The 23,210-nt window shown below is 68.1% G+C and carries 20 protein-coding genes; 12 read left to right on the forward strand and 8 right to left on the reverse strand.

The genetic code is table 11. The features are described from left to right. Positions 1–77 precede the first annotated feature (77 nt). The 3 genes from AC2ITM_RS03780 (at position 78) to AC2ITM_RS03790 (ending at position 3,986) form a co-directional block, all read left to right on the forward strand. Positions 78–1,676 (forward strand): OpgD/OpgG family glucan biosynthesis protein, encoded by a 1,599-nt coding sequence (locus AC2ITM_RS03780; protein ID WP_486468498.1) that lies wholly within the window; start codon positions 78–80, stop codon positions 1,674–1,676. A gap of 180 nt (positions 1,677–1,856) precedes the next feature. Next, positions 1,857–2,564, forward strand: coding sequence for a GntR family transcriptional regulator (locus tag AC2ITM_RS03785; RefSeq protein ID WP_486468499.1), 708 nt, complete (start codon positions 1,857–1,859; stop codon positions 2,562–2,564). A gap of 21 nt (positions 2,565–2,585) precedes the next feature. Further along, complete coding sequence (locus tag AC2ITM_RS03790) at positions 2,586–3,986, forward strand: M20/M25/M40 family metallo-hydrolase (RefSeq protein WP_486468500.1); 1,401 nt, start codon at positions 2,586–2,588, stop codon at positions 3,984–3,986. Between the two features lie 38 nt (positions 3,987–4,024). On the opposite strand, the gene AC2ITM_RS03795 is transcribed toward AC2ITM_RS03790, so the two are convergent. The 7 genes from AC2ITM_RS03795 to AC2ITM_RS03825 are packed head-to-tail and all read right to left on the reverse strand — an operon-like array spanning position 4,025 to position 11,753. Further along, entirely contained in the window at positions 4,025–5,209 is a 1,185-nt protein-coding gene (locus AC2ITM_RS03795) for an aminotransferase class I/II-fold pyridoxal phosphate-dependent enzyme (RefSeq protein WP_486468501.1), read from the reverse strand. 16 nt (positions 5,210–5,225) lie between these two features. Further along, on the reverse strand, positions 5,226–6,203 hold the full coding sequence (locus AC2ITM_RS03800; protein ID WP_486468502.1) for an ABC transporter ATP-binding protein: 978 nt from the start codon (positions 6,201–6,203) through the stop codon (positions 5,226–5,228). Next, positions 6,190–7,173 (reverse strand): ABC transporter ATP-binding protein, encoded by a 984-nt coding sequence (locus AC2ITM_RS03805; protein WP_486468503.1) that lies wholly within the window; start codon positions 7,171–7,173, stop codon positions 6,190–6,192. Before AC2ITM_RS03805 ends, AC2ITM_RS03800 begins: the two co-directional genes overlap by 14 nt. Continuing rightward, positions 7,170–8,063 (reverse strand): ABC transporter permease, encoded by an 894-nt coding sequence (locus AC2ITM_RS03810; protein ID WP_486468504.1) that lies wholly within the window; start codon positions 8,061–8,063, stop codon positions 7,170–7,172. Before AC2ITM_RS03810 ends, AC2ITM_RS03805 begins: the two co-directional genes overlap by 4 nt. Continuing rightward, the gene (locus AC2ITM_RS03815; protein WP_486468505.1) at positions 8,060–9,031 is read right to left on the reverse strand and encodes an ABC transporter permease; all 972 of its coding nucleotides are present in this window, start codon (positions 9,029–9,031) and stop codon (positions 8,060–8,062) included. Before AC2ITM_RS03815 ends, AC2ITM_RS03810 begins: the two co-directional genes overlap by 4 nt. Continuing rightward, on the reverse strand, positions 9,031–10,179 hold the full coding sequence (argE, locus tag AC2ITM_RS03820) for an acetylornithine deacetylase (protein ID WP_486468506.1): 1,149 nt from the start codon (positions 10,177–10,179) through the stop codon (positions 9,031–9,033). The genes AC2ITM_RS03815 and argE overlap by 1 nt, the downstream gene beginning before the upstream one ends. Beyond that, complete coding sequence (locus AC2ITM_RS03825) at positions 10,176–11,753, reverse strand: ABC transporter substrate-binding protein (RefSeq protein ID WP_486468507.1); 1,578 nt, start codon at positions 11,751–11,753, stop codon at positions 10,176–10,178. The genes argE and AC2ITM_RS03825 overlap by 4 nt, the downstream gene beginning before the upstream one ends. 273 nt (positions 11,754–12,026) lie before the next feature. Here AC2ITM_RS03825 and AC2ITM_RS03830 point away from each other — a divergent pair, with 273 nt between their 5' ends. From AC2ITM_RS03830 to AC2ITM_RS03870, 9 genes are all read left to right on the forward strand, one after another. Continuing rightward, entirely contained in the window at positions 12,027–12,575 is a 549-nt protein-coding gene (locus AC2ITM_RS03830; protein WP_486468508.1) for a DsbA family protein, read from the forward strand. A gap of 57 nt (positions 12,576–12,632) precedes the next feature. After that, positions 12,633–13,706: a tRNA 2-selenouridine(34) synthase MnmH gene (gene mnmH, locus AC2ITM_RS03835; RefSeq protein WP_486468509.1), complete on the forward strand. Its 1,074-nt coding sequence runs from the start codon at positions 12,633–12,635 to the stop codon at positions 13,704–13,706. Continuing rightward, entirely contained in the window at positions 13,703–14,764 is a 1,062-nt protein-coding gene (selD, locus tag AC2ITM_RS03840; protein WP_486468510.1) for a selenide, water dikinase SelD, read from the forward strand. The genes mnmH and selD overlap by 4 nt, the downstream gene beginning before the upstream one ends. Positions 14,765–15,516: 752 nt before the next feature. Beyond that, the gene (locus tag AC2ITM_RS03845; protein WP_486468511.1) at positions 15,517–16,773 is read left to right on the forward strand and encodes a capsular polysaccharide export protein, LipB/KpsS family; all 1,257 of its coding nucleotides are present in this window, start codon (positions 15,517–15,519) and stop codon (positions 16,771–16,773) included. Then, the gene (locus AC2ITM_RS03850; protein WP_486468512.1) at positions 16,770–17,912 is read left to right on the forward strand and encodes a polysaccharide biosynthesis/export family protein; all 1,143 of its coding nucleotides are present in this window, start codon (positions 16,770–16,772) and stop codon (positions 17,910–17,912) included. Before AC2ITM_RS03845 ends, AC2ITM_RS03850 begins: the two co-directional genes overlap by 4 nt. 77 nt (positions 17,913–17,989) lie before the next feature. Next, complete coding sequence (locus AC2ITM_RS03855; protein ID WP_486468513.1) at positions 17,990–20,062, forward strand: capsular polysaccharide biosynthesis protein; 2,073 nt, start codon at positions 17,990–17,992, stop codon at positions 20,060–20,062. Between the two features lie 4 nt (positions 20,063–20,066). Then, complete coding sequence (locus AC2ITM_RS03860) at positions 20,067–21,281, forward strand: KpsE/RkpR family capsule polysaccharide export protein (protein WP_486468514.1); 1,215 nt, start codon at positions 20,067–20,069, stop codon at positions 21,279–21,281. Then, positions 21,281–22,060 (forward strand): ABC transporter permease, encoded by a 780-nt coding sequence (locus AC2ITM_RS03865; RefSeq protein ID WP_486468515.1) that lies wholly within the window; start codon positions 21,281–21,283, stop codon positions 22,058–22,060. Before AC2ITM_RS03860 ends, AC2ITM_RS03865 begins: the two co-directional genes overlap by 1 nt. Before the next feature lie 3 nt (positions 22,061–22,063). Continuing rightward, a complete protein-coding gene (locus tag AC2ITM_RS03870; protein ID WP_486468516.1) occupies positions 22,064–22,726 on the forward strand; it encodes an ABC transporter ATP-binding protein in 663 nt (220 codons plus the stop codon). Positions 22,727–22,730: 4 nt separating this feature from the next. On the opposite strand, the gene AC2ITM_RS03875 is transcribed toward AC2ITM_RS03870, so the two are convergent. After that, entirely contained in the window at positions 22,731–23,201 is a 471-nt protein-coding gene (locus AC2ITM_RS03875; protein WP_486468517.1) for a DMT family transporter, read from the reverse strand. Positions 23,202–23,210 lie beyond the last annotated feature (9 nt).

Genomic DNA, 23,210 nt, shown 5'->3' on the forward strand with positions numbered 1-23,210 from the left:
ATTGAGGTTTCGGCGCGCCGTGCCATATCGTCGGCCCGACATCCCATTCCACAGGCACAGGCCCGGAACCGACCGAGATGATGAACAGACGAGCCCTTCTGCGCGGTGCGACCCTTCTGGCGGGGGGGCTGATGCTGCCCTCCCTGCCGCTGCGGGCGCAGGCCGCCGACCAGCCCTTCAGCTTCGATGCCCTGACCGAGCGCGCCCGTGCCATGGCCGGCGCCCCCTATGCCGCCCCGCTGCTGCCCGACCCCGAGATCGTCCAACAGATCACCTACCAACGCAAGGGCGAGCTGGTCTTCCGCACCTCGACCGCGCGGTTCTCGGGGCAGCCCGGCACCGGCGACATCAAGGGCTACCCGCTGGAGTTCTTCCCTCTGGGCATGTACGCCCCCAAGCGCGTGCGCATGTATGTGGTCGAGAACGGCAGCGCCTCGGAGGTGCATTACGACCCCTCGATCTTCGACATGCCCGAGGACAACCCCGCCCGCAAGCTGTCGGCCGATGCCGGTTTCGCGGGCTTCCGGTTGCAGGAATGGTACAGCCAGGACGACTGGGTGAAACAGGACTGGGTCGCCTTCCAGGGCGCCAGCTATTTCCGCGCGATCGGGGCGGATGGCCAGTACGGCCTGTCGGCCCGTGGCATCGTGATCAACGCAGCCCTGCCCGACGCCCCCGAAGAATTCCCCGATTTCAAGGAGTTCTACATCGAGGAACAGCCCGGCGCCACGCCCGACACCCCGGTCACGGTCTATGCGCTGCTGGACGGGCCCAGTGTCACTGGCGCCTACCGGATCCGCATGACCCGCGGCCTCGACCGCACCAAGGGCGTCCAGATGGAGGTCGAGGCCAAGGTCTTCCTGCGCGAGGACGTGGGCCGCCTTGGCCTGATGCCGATGACCTCGATGTTCTGGTTCGGCGAATACGGCCGCGAGCGGCTGACCGACTGGCGCCCCGAGGTCCACGACAGCGACGGTCTGGCGATGTGGGCGGGCTCGGGCGAGCGCATCTGGCGGCCGCTCAACAATCCCGACGGCACGCGGGTCTCGGCCTTCGGGGACGAGAACCCCAAGGGCTTTGGCCTGCTGCAGCGCGACCGCAACTTTGACCACTACCTGGACGGCGTCTATTACGACCGCCGGCCCTGCCTGTGGGCGGAACCCGTCAAGCCGCTGGGCAAGGGCGCCATCCAGCTGATGGAAATCCCCACCGACGACGAGATCAACGACAACATCGGTGCCTTCTGGGTCCCCGAGGGCAATGCCACCAAGGGCAGCAGCTACGACCTGCACTATCGCCTGTACTGGCAGAACACCGAACCCTTCGTGGCCACCAACATCGCCCAGACCCGCGCCACCCGGATCGGCCGCGGCGGCCAGCCCGGCCATGCGCGTCCGGCGGATGTCTACCACTTTGCCGTGGAATTCGACCGCCCCTCGGTGATGCAGCAGATCCCCTACGGCGTCTTCCCGAAGGTGATGGTGACGACCTCGGCCGGCGAGATCAGCCGCACCTTCTCGGTGCCGGTGCCCAACGGCAATGTCTGGCAGGCGAATTTCGACCTGGCGTTGCAGCCCGGCCAGCTGGCCGATCTGCGCATGTATCTGGAACTGGACGGCAAACCGCTGACCGAAACCTGGATGTACCAGTTCAAACCCGACTGGGCCTTCCGCTGATCCCGGCCCGCGCGGGGGGCCATCCCCCGCGCGGACGTCCAGAAATTCAGCAGCCCCGGGCCCTGCGGGCTGCAGAATGGGGCAGAATGATTGCCTGGGCGCGCGATCTGGACGTTTCCGTTTGATCAAAAGATCTTGGCCGGCAATCTGGTCGGACCGAAGCAGCCGACCGAGAGAGACATGCCCCTGGCCCCGGAATTCCGCCCTGTCAGCCAGCGCCACACCGTGCAGGACCAGGTTCATGCCCAGCTGCGCGAGGCGCTGATCAACGGCGTCTTCGGCGCCGGCCAGACCTTCACCATTGCCGCCCTGGCCGAGACCTTTGCCACCTCGCACATGCCCGTACGCGAGGCGCTGCGCCGTCTGGCGGCGCAGAATGCGCTGCGGATCTCGCCTTCGGGGACGGCCTATGTGCCCGATCTTGACCCCGACGAGCTGGCGCAGATCACCGAGGCCCGCCTGATCGTCGAACCCGCCACTGCGGAACTGGCCTTCGACCGGCTGAGCCGCCTCGACCGGGCCGAGCTGGAGGTGATCAACCTGCGCCATTCCGCCACTGCGGAAACCGGCGACATCACCGCCATGCTGCAGGCCAACCGCGACTTCCACTTCCGCCTCTATGCCGCCGCCGGCAACGACGTTCTGTTGTCGCAGATCGAGAACCTCTGGCTGCGCTCGGGCTGCTACGTGCGTTTCCTGTCGGACCGGATGAGCGAGCTTTTGAAGACCAGCTACCGCCACCACCTGAACGAACACCATACCGAGATGCTGGCGGCCTTCGATGCCGGTGACCGGGTGGGCTTTCGTGCGGCGATGGCTGGCGACATTTCCTCGACCCGTGACCTGCTGACGCGCTTCCTGCGCGCGGCCGAGACCGCGGATCGCTAAGCCCCCACGAAAGGCTCCCTGATGACTGTGCACCCCTCCGGGCGGCAGGCGGCGATTGCCGCTGCGCTGGACCAGATCGACAATGGCCGCTTCGAGGCCGACCTGGCGCGCCGCGTCGCCATGCCCACCGTCTCTCGCGAGCAGGCGCACTGGCCCGACCTGGACCGCTTCCTGACCGAAGAGATGATCCCGCTGTTTGACCGTCTGGGCTTCAGCAGCCGGGTGCTGCGCCACGAAGGCGCCCCGGGGCCCTTCCTGCTGGCCGAGCGGATCGAGGACCCCGCGCGCCCGACGGTGCTGATGTATGGCCATGGCGACGTGGTGACGGGCCTTGACGGTGCCTGGGCCGAGGGGCTGCACCCGTTCGAGATGACCCTGCGCGAGGGCCGCTGGTACGGTCGCGGCACCGCCGACAACAAGGGGCAGCTGTCGGTCAATCTTGGCGCGCTGGAGGCCGTGCTGCAGACCCGCGGCCACCTGGGCTTTAACCTGAAATACCTGGTCGAGATGGGCGAGGAATACGGCTCTCCCGCGCTGGATGCGATCTGCCGCGACAATGCCGATGCGCTGGCGGCCGACCTGCTGATCGCCTCGGACGGGCCGCGTATGGGGCTGGAGGAACCGACGGTCTTCCTGGGCTCGCGCGGGGGGATCAACATCCACCTGGAAATCACCGCCCGCGAGGGCTACCACCATTCCGGCAACTGGGGCGGTCTGATCGCCAACCCCGGGGTGGAACTGTCCCATGCCATCGCCAGCCTGATCGGGCCGACCGGCGAATGCCTGGTGCCGGAACTGACCCCGGGCACTATCCCCGAAAACGTCCGCGCCGCCCTGAAGGACTGCGTGATCGAACCCACCCCCGACGATCCGCCCCTTGATCCCTGGTGGGGCGCCCCGGGCCTGAGCGCCCCCGAGCGCGTCTATGCCTGGTCCACGCTTGAGGTGATGGAGATCGAGGTCGGCAATATCGCCAAGCCCCTCTATGCCATTCCGCCTTGGGCGAAATGCCGTCTGCAGCTGCGCCATCCGGTGGGGGTCGATACCGATGACGTGCTGCCCGCGGTGCGCCGCCATCTGGATGCCCATGGCTTTCAGCGGGTGCAGATCGTGCCGTCGCCCGATGCCTCTTTCCCGGCCAGCCGGGCCGATCTGGACGGGCCCTGGGTGCGCTTTGTCATCGGCTCGATGACGGAAACGGCAGGAAGGGCGCCGGTGGTGCTGCCCAATATCGGGGGCTCGCTGCCGAACTGGATCTTTACCGACCTCCTGAAGATGCCGACGATCTGGGTGCCGCATTCCTATCCCGGCTGCCGCCAGCATGGCGCCGATGAACACCTGCCGGTGTCGATCGCCCGCGAAGGGCTGGCGCTGATGGCGGGGATCTTCTGGGATCTGGGATCCGACAGGATCCCCGCCTGAAAGTAGGGTCCCCGCCTGACCGGCGGGGCCCCCCCTGATCACAGCGCCGCCAGCACCCGTTCGCAGGCGGTCTCGATCTTGTGGGTCTCGCGGGCGATGCACATGCGCACGTAGCCGCGGAAGGGCGCGCCGAACAGGCCGCCGGGCGCCAGGCCCACATGGGCCTCGGTGACCATCTTGGCACAGAAGGCGGTGGCGTCGGGCTCGTCCTCGATGCGGAAGAAGGCATACATGCCGCCGCCCGGTTTCGCGGGCAAAACGATGCGCTGCGACCGGCCGAGGATCTCGTAGGCGGCATCAAGGCCCGCGCGGCAGCGGTCGCGCACCGTGGCCACGGTCTCTTCGCCCTGTTCCAGTGCCGCAACCGCACCCGCCTGCACGAAGGGCGAGGTGCCCGAGTTCAGGTATTGCGTCATCGCCCGCACCGTGGGGGCGACGGATGCGGGATGGTTCAGCCAGCCGATCCGCCAGCCGGTCATCGCCCAGGCCTTCGAGAAGCCGTTGATGCACAAGGCCAGATCATCCGGCCCCGCCGATTGCAGCAGCGAGGGCGCGGCCTGGCCCGGCACCAGGCGGGCATAGACCTCGTCGCTGATGATCCAGATGCCGGTGCGGCGGGAAAACGCGACCAGCTCGTCGTAAAGCGCGCGGTCGGCCATCCAGCCGCAGGGGTTCGACGGAGACGAGAACACGATCGCCCGGGTCCGTGCATCGCAGGCATCGAAGACCTTCTGCAGGTCCAGCTGCCAGTTGCCCTCGACCATGTCCAGCGCCACGGGGCGGGCCTCGGCGCCGGTCATCAGGATCGCCTGACGGATGTTGGGCCATTGCGGTTCGACATAGACGGCGTTGGTGCCGGGCTCCAGCATCAGGGCCATGGCCAGGTGCACCGCCTGCATCCCGCCGGGGGTGACGGTGCTGCGCTCGGTCCCCAGGTCGATGCCGTGCAGGCGCGACTGGTAGGCCGACAGCGCCGCCGACAGGTCCGGGCGGCCCGCCATCTGCGGCACATAGAAGGTCTCGCCCCGGGTCAGGCTGTCGATGGCGGCCTGGCGGATGTGCAGGGGCGTCACCAGATCGCCCTCGCCATACCAGAGCTGGATCAGGTCATCGATGCCGGCGGCGCGTTCCGCCAGCAGGGCGATGTTCTCGGTCTCCAGGTCGACAAGGGCGCCGCGCACGCGGGCCAGGGCGCTGGCGGGATCAAGGTCGGATCGTTTCATGGGGTCTTCCTGAGGGTCAGAGGGGCGCCTGCGCGGCCCCGTCGGGGGCGCTCAGGTCCAGATCGTAATGGCAGCGCAGTTCGCGTCCGGCGTCGCGGCGCATGGTCGGGCGTTCCCGGGCGCACAGTTCGGTGGCGAAGGGGCAACGGGTGCGGAAGGTGCAGCCCGACGGCGGGTTCGAGGGATCGGGCAGATCGCCCGGGATCGGGAACAGCCGCCGGTCGCTGGCATCCAGATCCGGCGCCGCCCGGATCAGCAGCCGGGTATAGGGGTGGCGGGGGCTGGCAAAGATCTGCTCGGCCGGGGCCAGTTCGACCAGCTCGCCCAGATACATGACGCCGATGCGGTCGGCCATCAGCCGCACCACCGGCAGGTTGTGGGTGATGAAGAGCGAGGTCAGGTTCAGCCGCGTCTGCAGATCCTTCAGCAGCGTCAGGATCTGCGCCTGAACCGACACATCCAGCGCCGAGGTGGGCTCGTCCAAAATCAGGAAATCGGGTTCCCCCGCCAGCGCCCGCGCGATCGAGATCCGCTGCCGCTGGCCGCCGGAAAAGGCCTGCGGGAATTTCTCGGCATCGGCGGCCGAAAGGCCCACCTGTTCCAGCAGTTCCGCCACCCGGGCCGCGATCTGCGCGGGCGGGCGCAGGCGGTGGGTGCGGATGGGTTCGGCCACGATGTCGCGCACCCGCCAGCGCGGATTGAGCGACGAGAACGGATCCTGAAAGATCATCTGTTCGCGCAGGCCATCGGGGCCGCGGCCGATGTCGCCGCCCGAAGGGGGCATCAGCCCGGCGGCAATGCGCGCCAGCGTGGACTTGCCGCAGCCGCTTTCGCCGACCAGCCCCACGACTTCGCCGCGATGGATGGTCAGGCTGACGTCACGCACCGCGCGCAGGCCGGGGCGGGTCTGCCCGGTCAGCCGTTGCAACGCCGAGGCGCGGCCGCCGAAGGTCTTCGAGACCTCGTGCAGGACTAGGACTTCAGGCTGGCTCATGGCGGGCCTCCGGGCGGGGCAGGGGGTGAAGGCAGGCTGCGCCCTGCGACAGCTCGGGCCGGGTCAGGGCGCAGTCGGGGTGGGCATGGGCACAGCGGGGATGGAAGGCGCAGCCCGAGGGCAGGGCGCCAAGGCCGGGCATGGCGCCGGGGATGGCCTGCACCTGCATCCGCCCCCCGGGCCCTTCGGTGGGCGTCGCGGCCATCAGGCCCGCGGTATAGGGATGGGCGGGGGCGGCCATGACCTGCGCCGTCGGGCCGGTTTCCACCAGCCGCCCGGCATAGACCACCGCCACCCGGTCGGCCATCTTGGCAATGACCCCCAGGTCATGGGTGATCAGGATCATCGAGACGCCGGTTTCCCGGTGCAGATCGCGCAGCAGTTGCAGCATATGCGCCTGCACCGACACGTCGAGCGCGGTGGTCGGTTCGTCCGCGATGACCAGTTCCGGTTCCGCGCAGAGCGCAAGGGCGATGACGATGCGCTGGCGCTGGCCGCCCGACAGCTCGTGCGGGGCGGCGGCAAAGACGCGGGCGGGATCGGGCAGGCCCACCCGGGCGATCCAGGCAAGCGCCCGGGCCTTCGCCTCGGCCCGGGTCAGGGGCAGGTGGCGGCGCATGGTGTCGCACAATTGCCGCCCGATCGACAGCACCGGGTTCAGGCTGGTCATCGGGTCCTGGAAGATATAGCCGATGCGGCCGCCGCGGATCCGGCGCATCTCTTTCGGCGTCAGCGTGTCCAGCCGCGTGCCCGCCAGGGTGACGGTGCCGCCGCTGCGCCGGATCGGCGGCACGATCAGGTCGATCACGGCCGCACCGGTCATCGACTTGCCCGCGCCGCTTTCGCCGACGATGCCCAGCACCTCGCCCCGGTGCACGTCGAAGGAAACGTCGCTCAGGACCGGCAGGGCGGAGCCGTCGCGGGTCAGGGTGACAGAGAGGTTCCTGACCTCAAGCAGGGTATCGGTCATGCGCGCCCCCGGATCTTGGGGTTGAAATGGTCGCGCAGGTGGTCGCCCAGCACGTTGACCGAGATCACCAGCACCACCAGCACCAGGCAGGGCCAGGCCGAGATCCACCATTCCCCCGATTGCAGGAAGTCGTTGCCGTTGCGGATCAGCGCCCCGAGCGAGGGATAGGTGGGCGGAATGCCGATCCCCAGGAACGACAGCGTGGCCTCGGTGATGATGGCCAGGCCCAGGTTGATCGTGGCGATCACCAGCACCGGCGCCATGACGTTGGGCAGGATGTGGCGCAGCAGGATCGCGGTGCCCGAGCGCCCGGTGATGCGGGCGGCGGCCACATAGTCCTGTTCACGCTCGACCATGACCGAGGATCGGATGGTGCGGGCATATTGCACCCAGAAGGCGATGCCGATCGAGAAGACGACGATGGCGATGGCCACGCCCACGGGGCGTTGCTGGCCCATCACCGCCGAGGCCACGCCGTCGATCACCATGGCCAGCAGCAGCGCCGGATAGGCCAGCTGCACATCGGCCGCGCGCATGATCAGCGCGTCGATCCGGCCGCCGCGGAAGCCCGCGATCAGGCCAAGCGCACCGCCGATCACCAGCCCGATCGCGACCGAGGCAAAGCCCACCAGGATCGAGGTCCGCAGCCCGTAGGCCAGTGCCGAGACCATGTTGCGCCCCTGGTCATCGGCGCCCAGCGGCATTCCGGGCAGGGCATCGGCCATCCAGAAGGGCGGCGCGAAGGCGTTCAGGATCGACATGCCCGACAGCTGGAACGGATCGGCCATGACCAGCGGTGCGACCAGCGCATAGGCCACCAGCAGCAGCAGCAGGATCGCGGCGGCCTGCGGCCCGCGAGCGCCTTTCAGGGCGTCCAGAAGGGATCTCATGCGGATTTCCCCTTCAGGCGCGGGTCGATCAGCGGATAGGCCAGTTCGACCAGCAGGTTCAGGATCATGAAGACGGCCCCCACGAAGATCAGGTAGATGGCGATGACCGGAATGTCGGCGGCCTGCACGGATTGCAGGAACAGCGATCCGACGCCGGGCCAGGCAAAGACCCCCTCGGTCACGACGGAAAAGGCGATGACGTTGCCCAGTTGCAGCGCCAGCATGGTGACGGTGGGCAGCAGCGCGTTGCGCATGGCATAGCTGAACCAGACCTGGGTTTCCGACAGGCCGCGGGCGCGGGCAAAGCGGATGTGTTCGGACTGGCCGACCTCCATCAGCTGGGTGCGCAACATGCGGATGACGAAGGTGACCTGGAAGGCCGCCAGCGTGATCGCCGGCAGGATGATCGCGCGCCAGCCCGACAGCGTCAGCAGGCCGGTCTTCCAGCCGCCGATCATCACCGTGTCGCCGCGCCCGAACGAGGGCAGCCAGCCCAGCTGGGTCGAGAACACGGCGATCAGCAGGATGCCGACGACGAAGTTCGGCAGGGTGATCCCCGCGATCGAGGTCAGCATGACCCCGCGCGCGGCCCAGGACTGCGGTCGCACGCCGCACAGGATCCCCAGCGGGATGCCGATCAGGACGGTGATCACCAGGCTGGCCAGGGCCAGTTCGATGGTGGCGGGCAGGCGCTCGGCGATCATGGTGCCGACGTTTTCCTGCGTCCGGTAGGAAATGCCGAAATCGCCATGCAGCAGGCCCACCAGGAAATGCCAGAAGCGCAGCATCAGCGGCTGGTCCAGGGCCAGGCGGTGGATCATGTCCTGGCGTTCGGCCATGGTGGCATCGGGGGGCAGCAGCGTGCCCAGCGGATCGCCCAGCACCGCCACCAGAAGGAAGGCGATGAAGCTGATGATCAGCAGGACCACAAGGGTCTGCACGATCCGCTCGAGGGAATGAAAGAGCATCAGGTCAGTGTCTTGCAGAGGGAAAGAAGGAAGGCGCAGCAGGCGGCCATCTGGGCGGTGTCGATGCCCTCGTCCGGCTGGTGCGCGTCGCGGATGTCGCCGGGGCCGATGACCACCGAAGGGGTGCCGGCGGCGGCAAAGATCCCGGCCTCGGTCCCGTAAGAGACCGCGCGGGGGGCGTCCTGACCCAAAAGCGCCAGCAGCTCGGCCTCAAGGCTCGCATCTCCCGTGGGCCCCAGCGGCGGGATGCGGGCCAGGATCTCCAGGCGGATGCCGCAGGCGGGATCGACGGCCTTCATCGCGGGTTCCAGCGCGGCGATGCGCGCGCGCATCCGTTCCAGCACGGGGGCGTCGGTCTGGCCCGGGATCAGGCGCATTTCCCAGAAGAATTTCGCGTGTTCAGCCAAGATGTTGCCATGGCTGCCGCCCTGCATCTGGTTGACCTGCAGGGTGGAATGCGGCGGGGCGAGCGCATCAAAGACCGGCCCCGCCTGCATGTCGCGATAGGTCAGGGTCAGGTCGTGGATCAGCTCGGCCGCGATCATCACCGCATTGACCCCAAGCGCAGGCTGCGAGGAATGCCCCGGCTTGCCGGTGACATGGGTCCAGCCGATGCAGCCGCCCTTGTGGGCATTGACCAGCTGCATCGACGTGGCCTCGCCGATCACCGCAAGGCGCGGCGACAGGTGGGCGCCGACCCATTCGGCCATGGGGCCCACGCCGGTACAACCGACCTCTTCGTCATAGGAAAAGGCCAGGTGCAGCGGGCGCTTCAGTTCCAGCCGCGCGATCTGCGGCAGCACCGCCAGACAGCAGGCCAGAAAGCCCTTCATGTCGGTGGCGCCGCGCCCGGTCAGCCGGGTGCCGCTGTCGCGCAGCACCCAAGGGTCGCCGGTCCAGGTCTGGCCCTCGACCGGGACCACATCGGTATGCCCGGACAGCACGATGCCGCCCGGGGCCTCGGGGCCGACCGAGACCAGCACGCTGGCCTTCGTCCCCGAGGCATCGGTGAACCGCCGGACCCGCCCGCCCGCCTGCGCGGCCAGCCCTTCGACATGGGCCACCAGATCAAGGTTGCTGACCGCGCTGACCGAGGGAAAGGCCACCAGTTGCGCCAGGTGGCGGGTAAATTCCGGCTGATGCGTCATTTGTCGACCGAGAACCAGGCCAGCGGATAGGTCAGGTCGGCCTGCTGGACCACCTTCACCCCGTCGCGCACCCCCCACAGCGTCTGCAGCTGGTGAATGGGCAGGAAGGCGTAGTCGTTCTTGATCAGCGTCAGGGCCTGGGTCATCAGGGCCATGCGCTTGTCGGGATCGGTCTCGGCGCCGATTTCGTCGGTCAGCTTGTCGACCTCAGGGTTGGAATAGCCGCCGATGTTGAAGACGCCGCGCCCGGCCTTGGCATCGCGGGTGACGGCCAGACCCTGCAGGAACTGGTGCGCGTCATAGGTATTGGGCGAATAGCTGACCATCGTCAGAGAGGTGTTGTAGCCCGGCGGGTTGATCTGCGCCGCCCATTTCGAGGTCGTCTGGATGCGCGGCGTGATCTTGATGCCGATCTGGCCCAGGAAAGACCCGATCGCCATGCAGGTGGCCTCGTCGTTCATGAAGCGGTCCGAGGTACAGTCCAGCGTCACCTCGAAACCGTCTGGATAGCCCGCTTCCTTCATCAGTTCCTTGGCCTTGGCCAGGTCGGGGGTGATCGGGGTGTTCAGCGCCGGGGTGGATCCGGTGACCTCGTTGGCGATGGGCAGGCCCAGCGGCGTGGAATAGCCGCGCATGATGCGTTTCTGGATGGCCTTGGTGTCGATCACCAGCGCCATCGCCTCGCGGACGCGGACATCCTTGAAGGGATTGCCCTTGGCCTTGCCCCAGATCAGCTCGTCCCGGGCGACGTCGGGCTGCAGGTAGACCGCCCGCAGCGAGGGCGTGGCCACGACCGAGACCCCCTCGGCCTTCTCAAGCCGCTGGGTGTCCTGGGGCGGCACGTCGTCGATCATGTCGACCTCGCCCGACAGCAGCGCTGCCACCCGGGTCGAGGCATTGGCGATGACGTGGAAGGTGGCCTGGTCGATATTGCCGGTGCGATCGCCCCACCAGTCCTTGCGGGCGGTGAAGACGGTCTTCACGCCCGGGTCGCGGTCGGTGATCGTGTAGGCGCCGGTGCCCATGGCGTGGCGCGTGGCATAGCTTTCGGCGGAATTGTCGGCCTGGCCGGGATCGACGGCATTGTTGGCCTCGGCCCATTCCTTGTCCATGATCAGCCAGTTGACGATCTGGTTCGGCAGGATCGGGTTCACCTGCGGCGTGGTGATGCGCACGGTGTAGTCATCGACCTTCTCGATGGCGCTGGCCCCGGCAAGGTAGCTTTTCATGCCCCCCTTCTTGGCGCGCTCGAACGAGAAGACCACGTCGTCAGCATTGAACACATCGCCGTTCGAGAACGTCACGCCCTGGCGCAGCTTGAACTCCCAGTGGGTGGGGTCGACCTGGGACCATTCGGTCGCCAGACCCGGTTCCAGCTTCAGGTCGGGGCCGCGTTCCACCAGGCTGTCGTAGACGTTGTGCAGCAGCGCGAAGACCAGCGTGTTCGAGATCGCATGCGGGTCCAGCGTGTAGGCGTCGAGCGGTCCGGCAAAGTCGAAATCCGCCGCCGGGGCGGCCAGTGCCGTGCCGGCCAGAAGGGCTGCGGCCAGCGAAGTCGTCTTGAGGAATGTCATCGGAAGTCCCTGTCGTTGCCCCCGGCTCGGGGCCGGGTGTGATGTCGCCAGGGCAGGGACGCGTATTCGCACAGGGCGCGCAAGATCCTTTGATCAAATGAGCGAAGATATTTTAAGTTTGCAATAAATTCCTCCGCCCCGCGCGGTGTCCTGCCCAAAAATCAGCCGAGGCAGGCGCCGGAACGTGATCGCCGGGCGCTGGCCGCGGCCGGCCGGATGGCCCAGACTGGCCCGACGGCCCTGAACGGCAGCCGACATTGCAAAGGATCCGCCATGCACGCGCTTGAATACCCCGCCACCCTGCTGAGCCTCGGCCACGGCCCCCGGCTGCTGGAGGTTTTCCTGGAACCCACCTGTCCGCATTCCGGCCGCGCCCTGGCCAAGCTGCCGACCCTGCTGGAGGCCGCCGGGGCGGACCGGCTGACCATCCGGGTGCGGCTGCAGTCGCAGCCCTGGCACCTGTTCTCGGCCATTGTGTGCCGGGCGGTGGTGGCGGAATGCGCCCTGGGCGACGGGTTGGCGCTGATGCACAAGATCCATGAGCGGCGCGAGGAATTCGTCGCCGAGGACCATTGCAAGGGCCCGAACCTGGACCATGCGCCGCGGCAGGTGCTGGCGCGCCTCAGCGCCCTTGCCGGCCATGATCTGACCCCCGCCTTCGAGGCGGACGCGGTTACGAAGGTGCTGAAATGGCACGCCCGCTATGCCCGCCAAAACGGTATCCATGAATCGCCCACCTTCATGGTCGACGGCATGGTGAACCCGAAGATGGGCAGCCGGGACGAGATCGCCTCCTGGATCACGGCCATCGGCCTGGGCTGACCGGCCCGCGCCACCGAGACGCTTTCCGTAACGCGGCGGATCGGCTATCTGCGGGGCATGGTCTACACGCTTTCGTCCCTGTCCCAGCTTCTGGATCACGGCTTCGATGACATCATCGACGTCCGCACCCCGAACGAATTCGCCGAGGATCACCTGCCCGGCGCCATCAACCTGCCGGTCCTCGATCAGGAAGAGCACGCCCGCGTTGGCACGCTCTACAAGCAGGTCTCGCCGTTCTCGGCACGCAAGCTGGGGGCGGCGCTGGTGTCGCGCAATGCCGCGCGCCACCTTGAGGGGCCGCTGGCGGATCGTGACGGCGGCTGGAAACCCCTGGTCTACTGCTGGCGCGGCGGCCAGAGGTCGGGTTCGTTCGAGGTCATCCTGAAGATGATCGGCTGGCGGGTCGACCGGATCGATGGCGGCTACAAGCGGTTCCGCGGGCTGGTGGTCGATGCGCTCTATGACCGGCCCTTCCCGGCGCCGGTGGTGCTGCTGGACGGCAATACCGGATCTGCCAAGACCGACCTGCTGAAACGCCTGCCGGCCCTTGGGGTGCAGATGCTGGATCTTGAGGGGCTGGCCAACCACCGTGGATCGCTGTTCGGGGCGATGGGGGCGCAGCCGCAGCAGCGCGGCTTCGAGACCGCGCTGGCGATGGCGATGCAGCGCCTCGATCCCTCCCGCCCCGTGGTGGTCGAGGCCGAAAGCGCCAAGGTCGGCAATTGCCGCATCCCGCCCGCGCTGTGGAAGGCAATGCGCGACGCCCCCCGGATCGAGATCGCGGCCCCGCTGGATGCGCGCGCCGACTACCTGACCCGCGCCTATGCGGATGTCGCCGCCGATCCCGCCCGCCTGCACGACACGATCGACGCGCTGCGCCGCTACATCTCGGCCGAGCAGATCGCGCTTTGGCATGTGCAGGCCGATGCGGGGGACATGCGCCCGCTGGCGCGCTCCCTGATGGAGCTGCGCTATGACCCCACCTATACGCGCCACCGCGCCCGGATGGACCCGCAGCAGGTCACCGTGCTGCAGGCCGACAGCCTGTCCGAGGCCGCCCTGCCGGGGCTGGCCGCGCGCCTGGCCGAAACCGTCACCACCCTGACCCTGCCGGAAGGACCCCGCCCATGACCGATCGCCCGAAAGCCCCGCTGGAACCCCGCCTGACCTCGCTCAGCCATGGGGGCGGCTGCGGCTGCAAGATCGCGCCGGGCGTGCTGTCGGGCCTGCTGCAGGGCACCCGGGCGCTGCCTGTCCCGCCCGAGCTTCTGGTGGGCATCGGCAGTTCCGACGACGCGGCGGTCTACCGGCTGTCCGATGATCAGGCCATCGTCGCCACGACCGATTTCTTCATGCCGATCGTCGACAACCCCGAACATTTCGGCCGCATCGCCGCCACCAACGCGATTTCCGACGTCTATGCCATGGGCGGCACGCCGCTTTTCGCGCTGGCGGTGGTGGGGATGCCGGTCAACAGCCTGTCGCCCGAGACCATCGGCAAGATCCTGGAAGGCGGCGCCAGGGCTGCGGCCGATGCCGGCATTCCGGTGGCCGGCGGCCATACCATCGACTCGGTCGAGCCGATCTATGGCCTTGTCGCCATCGGCATCGTCGATCCCAAACGGATGAAGCAGAACGACAAGGCACAGGCGGGCGACGTGCTGATCCTGGGCAAGCCGCTGGGCGTCGGGATCTATTCCGCCGCGTTGAAGAAGGAACTGCTGGCGGCCGATCTTTACGACACGATGATCGACACGATGACCCGGCTGAACACGCCGGGCCCCGAACTGGCGCGCATCGAGGGTGTCCATGCGATCACCGACGTCACCGGTTTCGGCCTGGCGGGCCATACGCTGGAGGTCGCGCGGGGATCGGGCCTGCAGGCGGTGATCGACTGGTCGGACGTGCCGCTGCTGGCGCAGGTCCGCGAACTGGCAGGCGCGGGGCATATCACCGGTGCTTCGGGGCGCAACTGGGCCAGCTACGGCGCCGAGGTGGCCCTGGAGGGGCTTGACGATATCGACCGGGCGCTGGCCTGCGATCCGCAGACCAGTGGCGGGCTGCTGGTCGCCTGCGCCCCCGAGGCGGCCGAGGCCGTGCTGGCGGTCTTCCGGGCCCATGGCTTTGATGCGGCGGCGCAGGTGGGCGCAATGGTCGCGGGGCAGGGGGTGCGTCTGCGTTCGGCATGATGCCGCCCGTGCCGGGCTCTGCCACAGCGTGTAGGGAAACGGGGCGTGAAATAATCGGAAACAAATTTCGGACCTTCCCTGCACCGCCCCGCGGCCGGGGCAGCGGGGGTCAGATTGGTTAACCTTTGCCGCGCGGCGCAGGGGACGCCTCCATGCGAGATCTGCCCGTTTTCCGGGCATTCTCTCTGGGGGATCGGGGCGCCGGGGGGGTGTTTTGCGGGTCTGCGGGGGCCTTCGTGGCCGGATCTCGCGGCGCTCCGGGGCGTTTTCGATCCGAAAAGAGGCCCAGAGTCAGGCAATTGCCCTGAACGGGTCCGGGCCGGTCGGGACATTTCTTAATCAGGCTGCCTGTTGGGGGGCAAAACGACCCATCGGCGGGGCGGCCCCTTGCCCGCTGCCGGGTTCGGGGGCTAGAACCATGTCAACAGATCGTGAAAGATGCCCCGCAATCCAGGATTGTGCGGATGGGCCGGCCCGGGACCGGCCGGGGGGCGAAACCACGGCAGTCGCGGAGGTTCGCCTGCCCTTCCGGCGGCGAACTGCCGAGACAGGTGGTCGCAGGCGCGGGTTTCCTTGAGAACCATGGTGCAGTTCTCTAACTCTCTGCTGTCCGCCCAAGGCAGGCCAAGATCCCGCAGGGGACGAGCGAGCAACAGGAACCAAGAGTGGCAGAGCAACGGCTTAAGCAGAAAGACAGGGCCCCGGCAACGGTGTCTCGGGTCGGGGGCGACAGCACGGCGCGGCCGTCGCGCGTGTTGCTGCTGCAGGGGCCCGTCGGGCCCTTCTTCAAGCATCTTCAGGCGGCGCTGACCGCCGATGGCATCGAGACCTGGCGGGTCTGTTTCAACGTCGGCGACATGCTGTTCGCCGCGCGCCGCCGGATGATCCGTTTCTTCGGGGGTGCCGATGCCTGGAAGGACTGGCTGACGGCGCTGCTGGCGGATGGCCGCTTTGACACGGTGGTCCTGTTCGGCTCGGACCGACCGGCGCATCGCATCGCCCGACAGGTCTGCCGAGAGCTGGGCGTGCGGGTGATTTCCCTCGAAGAGGGCTATATCCGCCCCGGCTACATCACGGTGGAAGAGGGCGGCAACAATGCCACTTCGCCCCTGGCGGGGCACCTGCCGCCCCCGGGCGCCGAAATCCGCACCCCGGCCCCGGCGAAATCCGGCCCGAACCTGCGCCGCATGAGCCTGTTCGGCGCTGCCTATTACACCGTGCGCGGCCTGTGCGGCCTGGGCCCGCAACGCGAGCTGTACCACCGCCGCATGACGCTGCTGAGCGAGGCCTTTTTCTGGACCCGCAATGCGACGCGGCGGATCCTGAAGGGCGAATGCGATTTCCGCCGGATCGAGCAGCTGCTGGAACGCCATGACAACGGCTATTACATCGTGCCGTTGCAGGTGGCGGCGGACAGCAACATGGGCTCTGCGGCCTGCGGCTGGAACTCTCCGCGGCTGATCGCCGAGCTGATCCCCTCGTTCGCGCGCCGCGCGCCCGAGGACGCGATCCTGGTCTTCAAGACCCACCCGATGGAGCGCGGCCACAACTGCCTGACGCCGCTGATCCTGGACACGGCCGCAGCCTGCGGCGTCGAGGACCGGGTCTGCGTGATCGACACCGGATCGCTCGGGCTGCTGGCGCGCCACAGTGCCGGGATGATCACCATCAACTCGACCTCGGGGTTGTCGGCAATCGCCCATGGCCGGCCGCTGATGGTGCTGGGCCGTGCGGTCTATGCGCATCCGGCGCTGGCCACCTGCGCCCAGGGGCATCCCGATTTCGACCGCTGGTGGACCGGCGGTCACGTGGCCCCGGCACCGCTGCGCAAGCAGTTCCTGGCCTGGCTGAAGTCCGAAGCCCTGGCGCCCGGCGATTTCTACGCCCGTGCCGGGATGCAGGCGGCCTGTCACAGCGTTTGCCGGGCGGTCCGCACGCTGCCCCAGATCGAATTGCCCGCGGCCCGCGCCGCATCGGACTATGCACTCCCCCGGAAGGTCGGTACATGACGTCAACTGCGGCGCTGCGAGCGCTTTGCCTTGTCCTGTCGGTGGCCGGTTGCTCGACGCTGCCCGCCACCGGCCCCAGCAAGGTGGACCTGGCCCTGACCAATAATGACAATGCCCAGGCGCTGGCCCGGGATTTTGCCATGGTCACGCTGACGCCCGCGCTGGCCGACCAATTGGGCGAACCTGTGGCCCAGGCCCTGCCGCGTGCCTTCCAGGGCAATGCCCCCTCGCAATCGGCGCGGATCATCGGGGCGGGGGACCAGCTGTCGATCGCGGTCTGGGAAAGCTCTCCGGACGGGCTGTTCTCGACCACTGACAGCAAGAATGCGGCGATCACCACCACGGTGGGCAGCGATGGCACGATCTTCTTCCCCTATGTCGGGCAGATCAAGGTTGCCGGGCGCTCGGTCGGGGATGCCCGCAAGGCGATTGCCGACGGGCTGGCCGGCAAGGCGGTCGAACCCCAGGTCCAGGTCGAGCTGACCGGCAAGGTCGGCCGCGAGATGTCGGTCGAGGGCGACGTGACGCGCTCGGGGCGGTTCGAGGTGCCGGTGAACGGGATGCGGCTGCTGGATGCGGTGGCGCTGGCCGGTGGCCCGGCGCAGCCTGCCTTCGACACGGAACTGACGCTGCTGCGCCAGGGCCGGACCGCCGACATCCGGCTGGATTCGGTGGTGCGGCAGGCCTCGAACAACGTCTGGATCCATCCCGGCGACGTGGTGCAGGTGTCGAACCAGCCGCGCAGCTTCATGGCCTTCGGCGCGGTGCGCCAGCAAAGCCTGAACCAGCTGAAGACCCGCCATGTGACGCTGGCGCAGGCGCTGGCGCAGGTGGGGGGGCTGAACGACAACCTGGCCGATGCCGGGGGCGTCTTCCTGTTCCGCTATGAAACGCCGGCGCGGCTGAAGGCGGCGGGCATTGCGCTGCCTGCGCATTGGCCTGCGGCCGGGGTGCCGACGATCTACCAGATCGACTTCAGCTCGCCGAAGGCGTTCTTCCTGGCGGGCGATTTCGCCATGCAGGACCAGGACATGATCTATGTCGCCAACGCACCGGCGGCCGAGCTGCGCAAGTTCATGGACATCATCCTGTCGCCCTTCGTCACCGCGGCGGTCAAGGTCGACGATCTGAACAACTGAGCCATGCAGGACCCCGCCATGCCAGATCCGCTCTGCCCCTCGGGGGGCCGGGCGCTGCCTTTCCGAAGGCCCCCCGCATGAGCCGTGCGGCACTGATCCTGCGCCGCATCGGCGGCGCGGGGGTCTGGGCGGGTTCGCTCTGGCGGCGGCTGGGGGGGGACCGGCCAGCCCGCACCGCCACCTCGATCGAGCTCTGCCGGACGCCTGCCATGGCCGCCATCCTGGGGGCGCCGCCGCAGGTGCAGACCCGGCTGTGGCCGGGCCACCCCGAGGTGATCTATGGCTGGGGCCAGCGCCGCTCCGGCAGGCGGGCGCTGGCTGCGGCGCGGCGCTGCGGCGCGCAGGCCCTGCTGGTCGAGGACGGCTTTCTGCGCTCGGTCGGGCGGGGCGATCCGTCGGTGTCGCTGGTGTTCGACGATGCCGGGATCTACTACGACGCTGCGGCGCCCTCGCGGCTGGAACGGCTGATCGCGGCGCCCCTGTCATCGGCGGATCAGGCGCGGGGGCTGGCGCTGGCGCTGGCCTGGCGGCGGGCCGACGTGTCGAAATTCAACAGCGCCCGCGACTATGACGGCCCGCTGCCTGCGGATTACGTGCTGGTGGTCGACCAGGTGGCAGGTGATCTGTCGGTGCCAAGGGGCGGCGCCGGGCCGCAGGATTTCCAGGCCATGCTGCAGGCCGCGCTGGACGAAAACCCCGGCGCCGAGATCCTGGTCAAGGTGCATCCCGATGTCTTCACCCGCGCCCGCGCCGGGCAGTTCGACCTGACGGCGCTGCAGGCGCTGCCGCGGGTGCGGGTGATCGGCACGCCCTGCCATCCGGTGCGGCTGATCCGGCAGGCCCGCGCGGTCTATACCGTGACCTCTCAGATGGGGTTCGAGGCGCTGCTGCACGGCATTCCGGTGCGCTGCTTCGGCATGCCCTTCTATGCCGGCTGGGGCCTGACGCAGGATGCCAAACCCGCCCCCGACCGGCGCGCCGGCGGCGCCGGGCTGGCCCAGCTGGCCCATGCGGCCCTGGTCGCCTATCCCGCCTATGCCGACCCCGAGCGCGGCTGCCCGGCCGCCCCGGAAGAGGCGATCGCCCGCATGGCGCTGCAACGGCAGATGCGCACCGCCCTTGCCCCCCGCATATACGCCCTGGGCTTCAGCCCCTGGAAGCAGCCGGTGCTGCGCGATTTCCTGCAAGGGTCAGAGGTGATCCACCTGCGCGATCCGCACGCCGTGCCCGCGGGGGCGACGGTGGCGCTGTGGGGCAACCGCACGCCCGCGGGTCTGCCCGCGGATGCCCGCATCCTGCGGATCGAGGACGGCTTTCTGCGGTCCTCGGGGCTGGGGGCGGATCTGGTGCGGCCGCTGTCCTGGGCGGTGGATGACAGCGGGATCTACTATGATGCAACGCGCCCCTCGCGGCTTGAGGCGCTGATGCAGGCGGGCCCCGATCCGGCGCTGCTGCCGCGGGCGCGGGCGCTGCGCGCGGCCATCGTGCGGGCAGGGGTGACCAAGTACAACCTGGCCGCCCGTCCCTGGCGGCGTCCCGGCGGGCTGGTGCGGGTGATCCTGGTCCCCGGCCAGGTCGAGGCCGATGCCTCGCTGGAATATGGCGCCCCCGGCATCCGCCGCAACATCGAGCTGCTGCAGGCGGTGCGCGCCGCCCATCCCGAGGCCTATATCCTTTACAAGCCGCACCCGGACGTGGTGGCGGGGCTGCGCCGCTCGGGGCGGGGCGAGGACGCGGCGGCGCGCCATTGCGACGAGGTGCTGACCAGCGCCGATCTGGTGTCGCTGCTGGGCCAGGTGGACGAGGTGCACACAATGACCTCGCTCATCGGGTTCGAGGCGCTGCTGCGCGAGGTGCCGGTGACCTGCTACGGCCAGCCGTTCTATTCCGGCTGGGGGCTGACGCATGACATGGCTCCCAATCCCCGGCGCACCCGGCGCGGCACGCTGGAGGAGCTGGTCGCCGTTGCCCTGATCGCCTATCCCCGCTACATCAGCCGCACCACCGGCCAGTTCACCACGCCCGAACGCGCCGTCGAGGAACTGGTGGCATGGAAACAGGCCGGGTCGGCCCAGAACGGCCCCCTGCGCCGGGCCAAACGGGGGCTGCTTCAGCTGTGGCTGAAGTCCGGCCTCAAGAAGAACGGATGAGCCGATGGCCGAAAGCAAGGAAACCCAGCCCTCTGAGGCACCCGCGTCCAAGCCCGCATCCCAGGTCGTCGAGCTGACCAAGGCCCCGGGCACGGGCGGCAAGGCGCGCAGGCGTCCGCAGGCCCGCCGCAGGCTGTGGCTGGCGGCGTCCTTCGTGATCTGCGTGGTGATCCCGGGGCTGATCGGATCGGCCTACTATGCCTTCGTGGCCTCGGACCGCTATGTTTCGACAGCGGGCTTCTCGGTGCGCAGCATCGAGGGCGGCGTGTCGATGGATGGGCTGGGGGCGCTGACCGGGCTGGCCAGCGCCGGTTCGACGACCTCGGACAGCTATATCATCCTGCACTACCTCAAAAGCCGCGACCTGGTCGAACTGCTGCAAAAGGACCTGGGCCTGAAGGCGCTTTACCAGGCGCGCAGCATCGATCCGCTGTCGCGCCTGCCCGCCGATGCCCCAATCGAGGACGTCGTGCAGTACTGGGACAAGCGGATCACCACCAGCTACGACAATACCTCCAGCATGATCACCTTCCAGGTCCAGGCCTTCCGGCCGGGGGATGCCGACAAGATCGCCTCGACCATCCTGGGCCATGTGAAGGAGCTGGTGAACGACCTGTCGGAAAGCGCCCGGCAGGATGCGCTGCGCTTTGCCCAGAACGAGGTGACCCGCAACGAGGACCGGCTGCGCGACTCGATGTCGAAGATGCGCGCCTTCCGCGAGAAGGAGCGTTCCATAAACCCCACCGCCAGCGCCCAGATGGATATCGAGCTGCTGGGCAACCTGCAGGCCAAGCTGGTCGACATCCGTGCCCGCATCGCGGCCCTGGCCGGCGACGTGGAACCCGACGCCCCCTCGCTGCAGGCGCTGCGGCGGCAGGAGCAATCGCTGCAGGAACAGATCGACAAGTATTCCGGCGGCATCTCGGACGATCCGTCGGGCAAGAAGATGTCGGACCTGCTGGCGGAATATGAAACGCTGGAGGTCGACAAGACCTTCGCCGAGAAAAGCTATGCCTCGGCGCTCAGCTCGCTTGAGCAGGCGCGGATGGATGCCGACCGGCAGCAGCGCTACCTGGCGGTCTACAGCCAGCCTATGGTGGCGCAGCAGGCGATGTATCCGCGTCGCGGCCTCAGCATCGTGCTGCTGCTGTCGGTCCTTGCGGCGATCTGGGGCATCGGCGCGCTGATCGTCTATGCGGTGCGGGACCACCTGACCTGATGCGGATGACCACCGGCCAACTGCTGGCGCTGCAGGTCCGGGTGATCGGCGCGCTGGTGCTGCGCGAGACCCGGGCGACCTTCGGCTCGTCCCAGATCGGCTATCTGTGGGCGATCATCACGCCCGCGGCCAGCGTCGCGATCCTGGTCTTCATTTTCTCGCTGGTGGGGCGCAGCCCGCCCTTCGGCAACAGCTTTGCGCTGTTCTTCGCGACCGGCGTGCTGACGCTGGAATATTTCAACAAGATGACCGACGGGCTGATCGGGGCGCTTAGTGCCAACAAGGCGCTGCTGACCTATCCGGTGATCAAGGTCACCGACACGCTGTTTGCGCGCGCCATCCTGATCACCGCCACCTATATCCTGATCATGCTGGTGTTCTACGGCGGGCTGATCGCCCTTGGGATGGCGCAAAAGCCCGCCTATCCCGACCAGCTGATCGAAGCCGTGGCCGTCACCGGCTTTCTGGGCTTCGGCTTTGGCACGGTGAACGCGATCATCATCAGCCAGTGGGAAAGCTGGCGCCATATCGAAAAGATCCTGACGCGGCCGCTGCTGTTCGTCTCGGGGGTGTTCTACGTGCCGTCGCTGCTGCCGACCTCGGCGCAGTCGGTGCTGTGGTGGAACCCGGTGATGCATCTGGTCGAATGGTTCCGCAATGGCTACTACGGCAATTACAACAGCATGATCCTGGACGGCTGGTATCCCCTCGGGGTGGGGCTGGGGCTGGTGCTGCTGGGCCTTGGCAGCGAACGCCTGACCCGCAAGAGGCGCGACTGAGCGATGATCGAACTGGTCGATGTCTGCAAGGGCTATACCCAGAAGGGCGTGCGCAAGTCGCTGATCGAGGACCTGACCTTCACCTTCCCCGACGGCCGCAACGTCGCCATCATGGGCCATAACGGGGCGGGCAAATCGACCCTGATGCGGATGCTGGCGGGGACCGAACCGCCCGACAGCGGCCGCATCTACCGCTCTAGCCGGGTCAGCTGGCCGCTGGGCTTTTCCGGCGGGTTCAACGGCACCATGACCGGGATCGAGAACGTCCGCTTCCTGGCCCGCATCTACGGCGCCGATACCGAGGAGGTGCTGGAATTCGTCCAGGACTTCGCCGAGATCGGCGCCTCGATCCGGCTGCCGGTGCGGACCTATTCCAGCGGCATGAAGGCGCGGCTGGCCTTCGGCGTCTCGATGGCGATCGACTTTGACTGCTACCTGATCGACGAGATCACCGCCGTGGGCGACGAGAACTTTCGCCTGAAGTCGAAGAAGGTCTTCACCGAAAAGCTGGAGCACAGCAACATCATCATGATCTCGCATTCGGTGTCAGAGATCCGCACCTATTGCGACTGCGGGCTGTTCCTGACGCGCCAGGGCATCCGCTTTTACGAGGATGTCGAGGCGCTGATCGAGGATTACCGCAGCACCCTGCGCGAGGGGTTCTGAGGCGTCAGTTCCAGCTGCGCAGCAGCCGGTCGCCGAAGGTGAACAGCGCCAGCCCGCCCAGCATCACGCCAAGGCCCGCGAATTTCCACCACGGCAGGGCGCGCACGGGCATCTGGAACAGGCCCAGCCCGTCGATCAGCATACCCATCACCAGCTGGCCCACGATGAACAGGAACATCGCATTGGTGACCCCGACGCGCGGCGCCAGGAAGACCGAGGTGAAGACAAAGCAGGCGCCCAGCACGCCACCGCTGAAGCGCCACCAGCTTTGCTGTGGCAGGCCGCTGGCCACCGGTGCCCAGTCGGCCTTCAGCAGCGCGACGGCGCCCAGGAAGACGGTGCCGACGGCAAAGGACAGGAAGGCCGCGACGATGGGCTGTTGGCCCAGGTCGGCGCCCAGCCGGCCGTTGATGGCTGCCTGCACCGACAGCATGGCCCCGGCGCAAAGCGCCATCGCCAGGTAAAGGATGTTCATGGGGGCCTC

Source organism: Pseudooceanicola sp. NS-SX9 (genome assembly GCF_057380705.1).

Coding starts and splice junctions, on each gene's coding strand:
- AC2ITM_RS03865 (WP_486468515.1), top strand. CDS start 21,281: ATGCGGATGACCACCGGCCAACTGCTGGCGCTGCAGGTCCGGGTGATC.
- AC2ITM_RS03870 (WP_486468516.1), top strand. CDS start 22,064: ATGATCGAACTGGTCGATGTCTGCAAGGGCTATACCCAGAAGGGCGTG.
- AC2ITM_RS03860 (WP_486468514.1), top strand. CDS start 20,067: ATGGCCGAAAGCAAGGAAACCCAGCCCTCTGAGGCACCCGCGTCCAAG.
- AC2ITM_RS03875 (WP_486468517.1), bottom strand. CDS start 23,201: ATGAACATCCTTTACCTGGCGATGGCGCTTTGCGCCGGGGCCATGCTG.
- AC2ITM_RS03850 (WP_486468512.1), top strand. CDS start 16,770: ATGACGTCAACTGCGGCGCTGCGAGCGCTTTGCCTTGTCCTGTCGGTG.
- AC2ITM_RS03855 (WP_486468513.1), top strand. CDS start 17,990: ATGAGCCGTGCGGCACTGATCCTGCGCCGCATCGGCGGCGCGGGGGTC.
- AC2ITM_RS03800 (WP_486468502.1), bottom strand. CDS start 6,203: ATGAGCCAGCCTGAAGTCCTAGTCCTGCACGAGGTCTCGAAGACCTTC.
- AC2ITM_RS03830 (WP_486468508.1), top strand. CDS start 12,027: ATGCACGCGCTTGAATACCCCGCCACCCTGCTGAGCCTCGGCCACGGC.
- argE (WP_486468506.1), bottom strand. CDS start 10,179: ATGACGCATCAGCCGGAATTTACCCGCCACCTGGCGCAACTGGTGGCC.
- AC2ITM_RS03815 (WP_486468505.1), bottom strand. CDS start 9,031: ATGCTCTTTCATTCCCTCGAGCGGATCGTGCAGACCCTTGTGGTCCTG.
- AC2ITM_RS03795 (WP_486468501.1), bottom strand. CDS start 5,209: ATGAAACGATCCGACCTTGATCCCGCCAGCGCCCTGGCCCGCGTGCGC.
- selD (WP_486468510.1), top strand. CDS start 13,703: ATGACCGATCGCCCGAAAGCCCCGCTGGAACCCCGCCTGACCTCGCTC.
- AC2ITM_RS03810 (WP_486468504.1), bottom strand. CDS start 8,063: ATGAGATCCCTTCTGGACGCCCTGAAAGGCGCTCGCGGGCCGCAGGCC.
- AC2ITM_RS03825 (WP_486468507.1), bottom strand. CDS start 11,753: ATGACATTCCTCAAGACGACTTCGCTGGCCGCAGCCCTTCTGGCCGGC.
- AC2ITM_RS03785 (WP_486468499.1), top strand. CDS start 1,857: ATGCCCCTGGCCCCGGAATTCCGCCCTGTCAGCCAGCGCCACACCGTG.
- mnmH (WP_486468509.1), top strand. CDS start 12,633: ATGGTCTACACGCTTTCGTCCCTGTCCCAGCTTCTGGATCACGGCTTC.
- AC2ITM_RS03790 (WP_486468500.1), top strand. CDS start 2,586: ATGACTGTGCACCCCTCCGGGCGGCAGGCGGCGATTGCCGCTGCGCTG.
- AC2ITM_RS03780 (WP_486468498.1), top strand. CDS start 78: ATGATGAACAGACGAGCCCTTCTGCGCGGTGCGACCCTTCTGGCGGGG.
- AC2ITM_RS03805 (WP_486468503.1), bottom strand. CDS start 7,173: ATGACCGATACCCTGCTTGAGGTCAGGAACCTCTCTGTCACCCTGACC.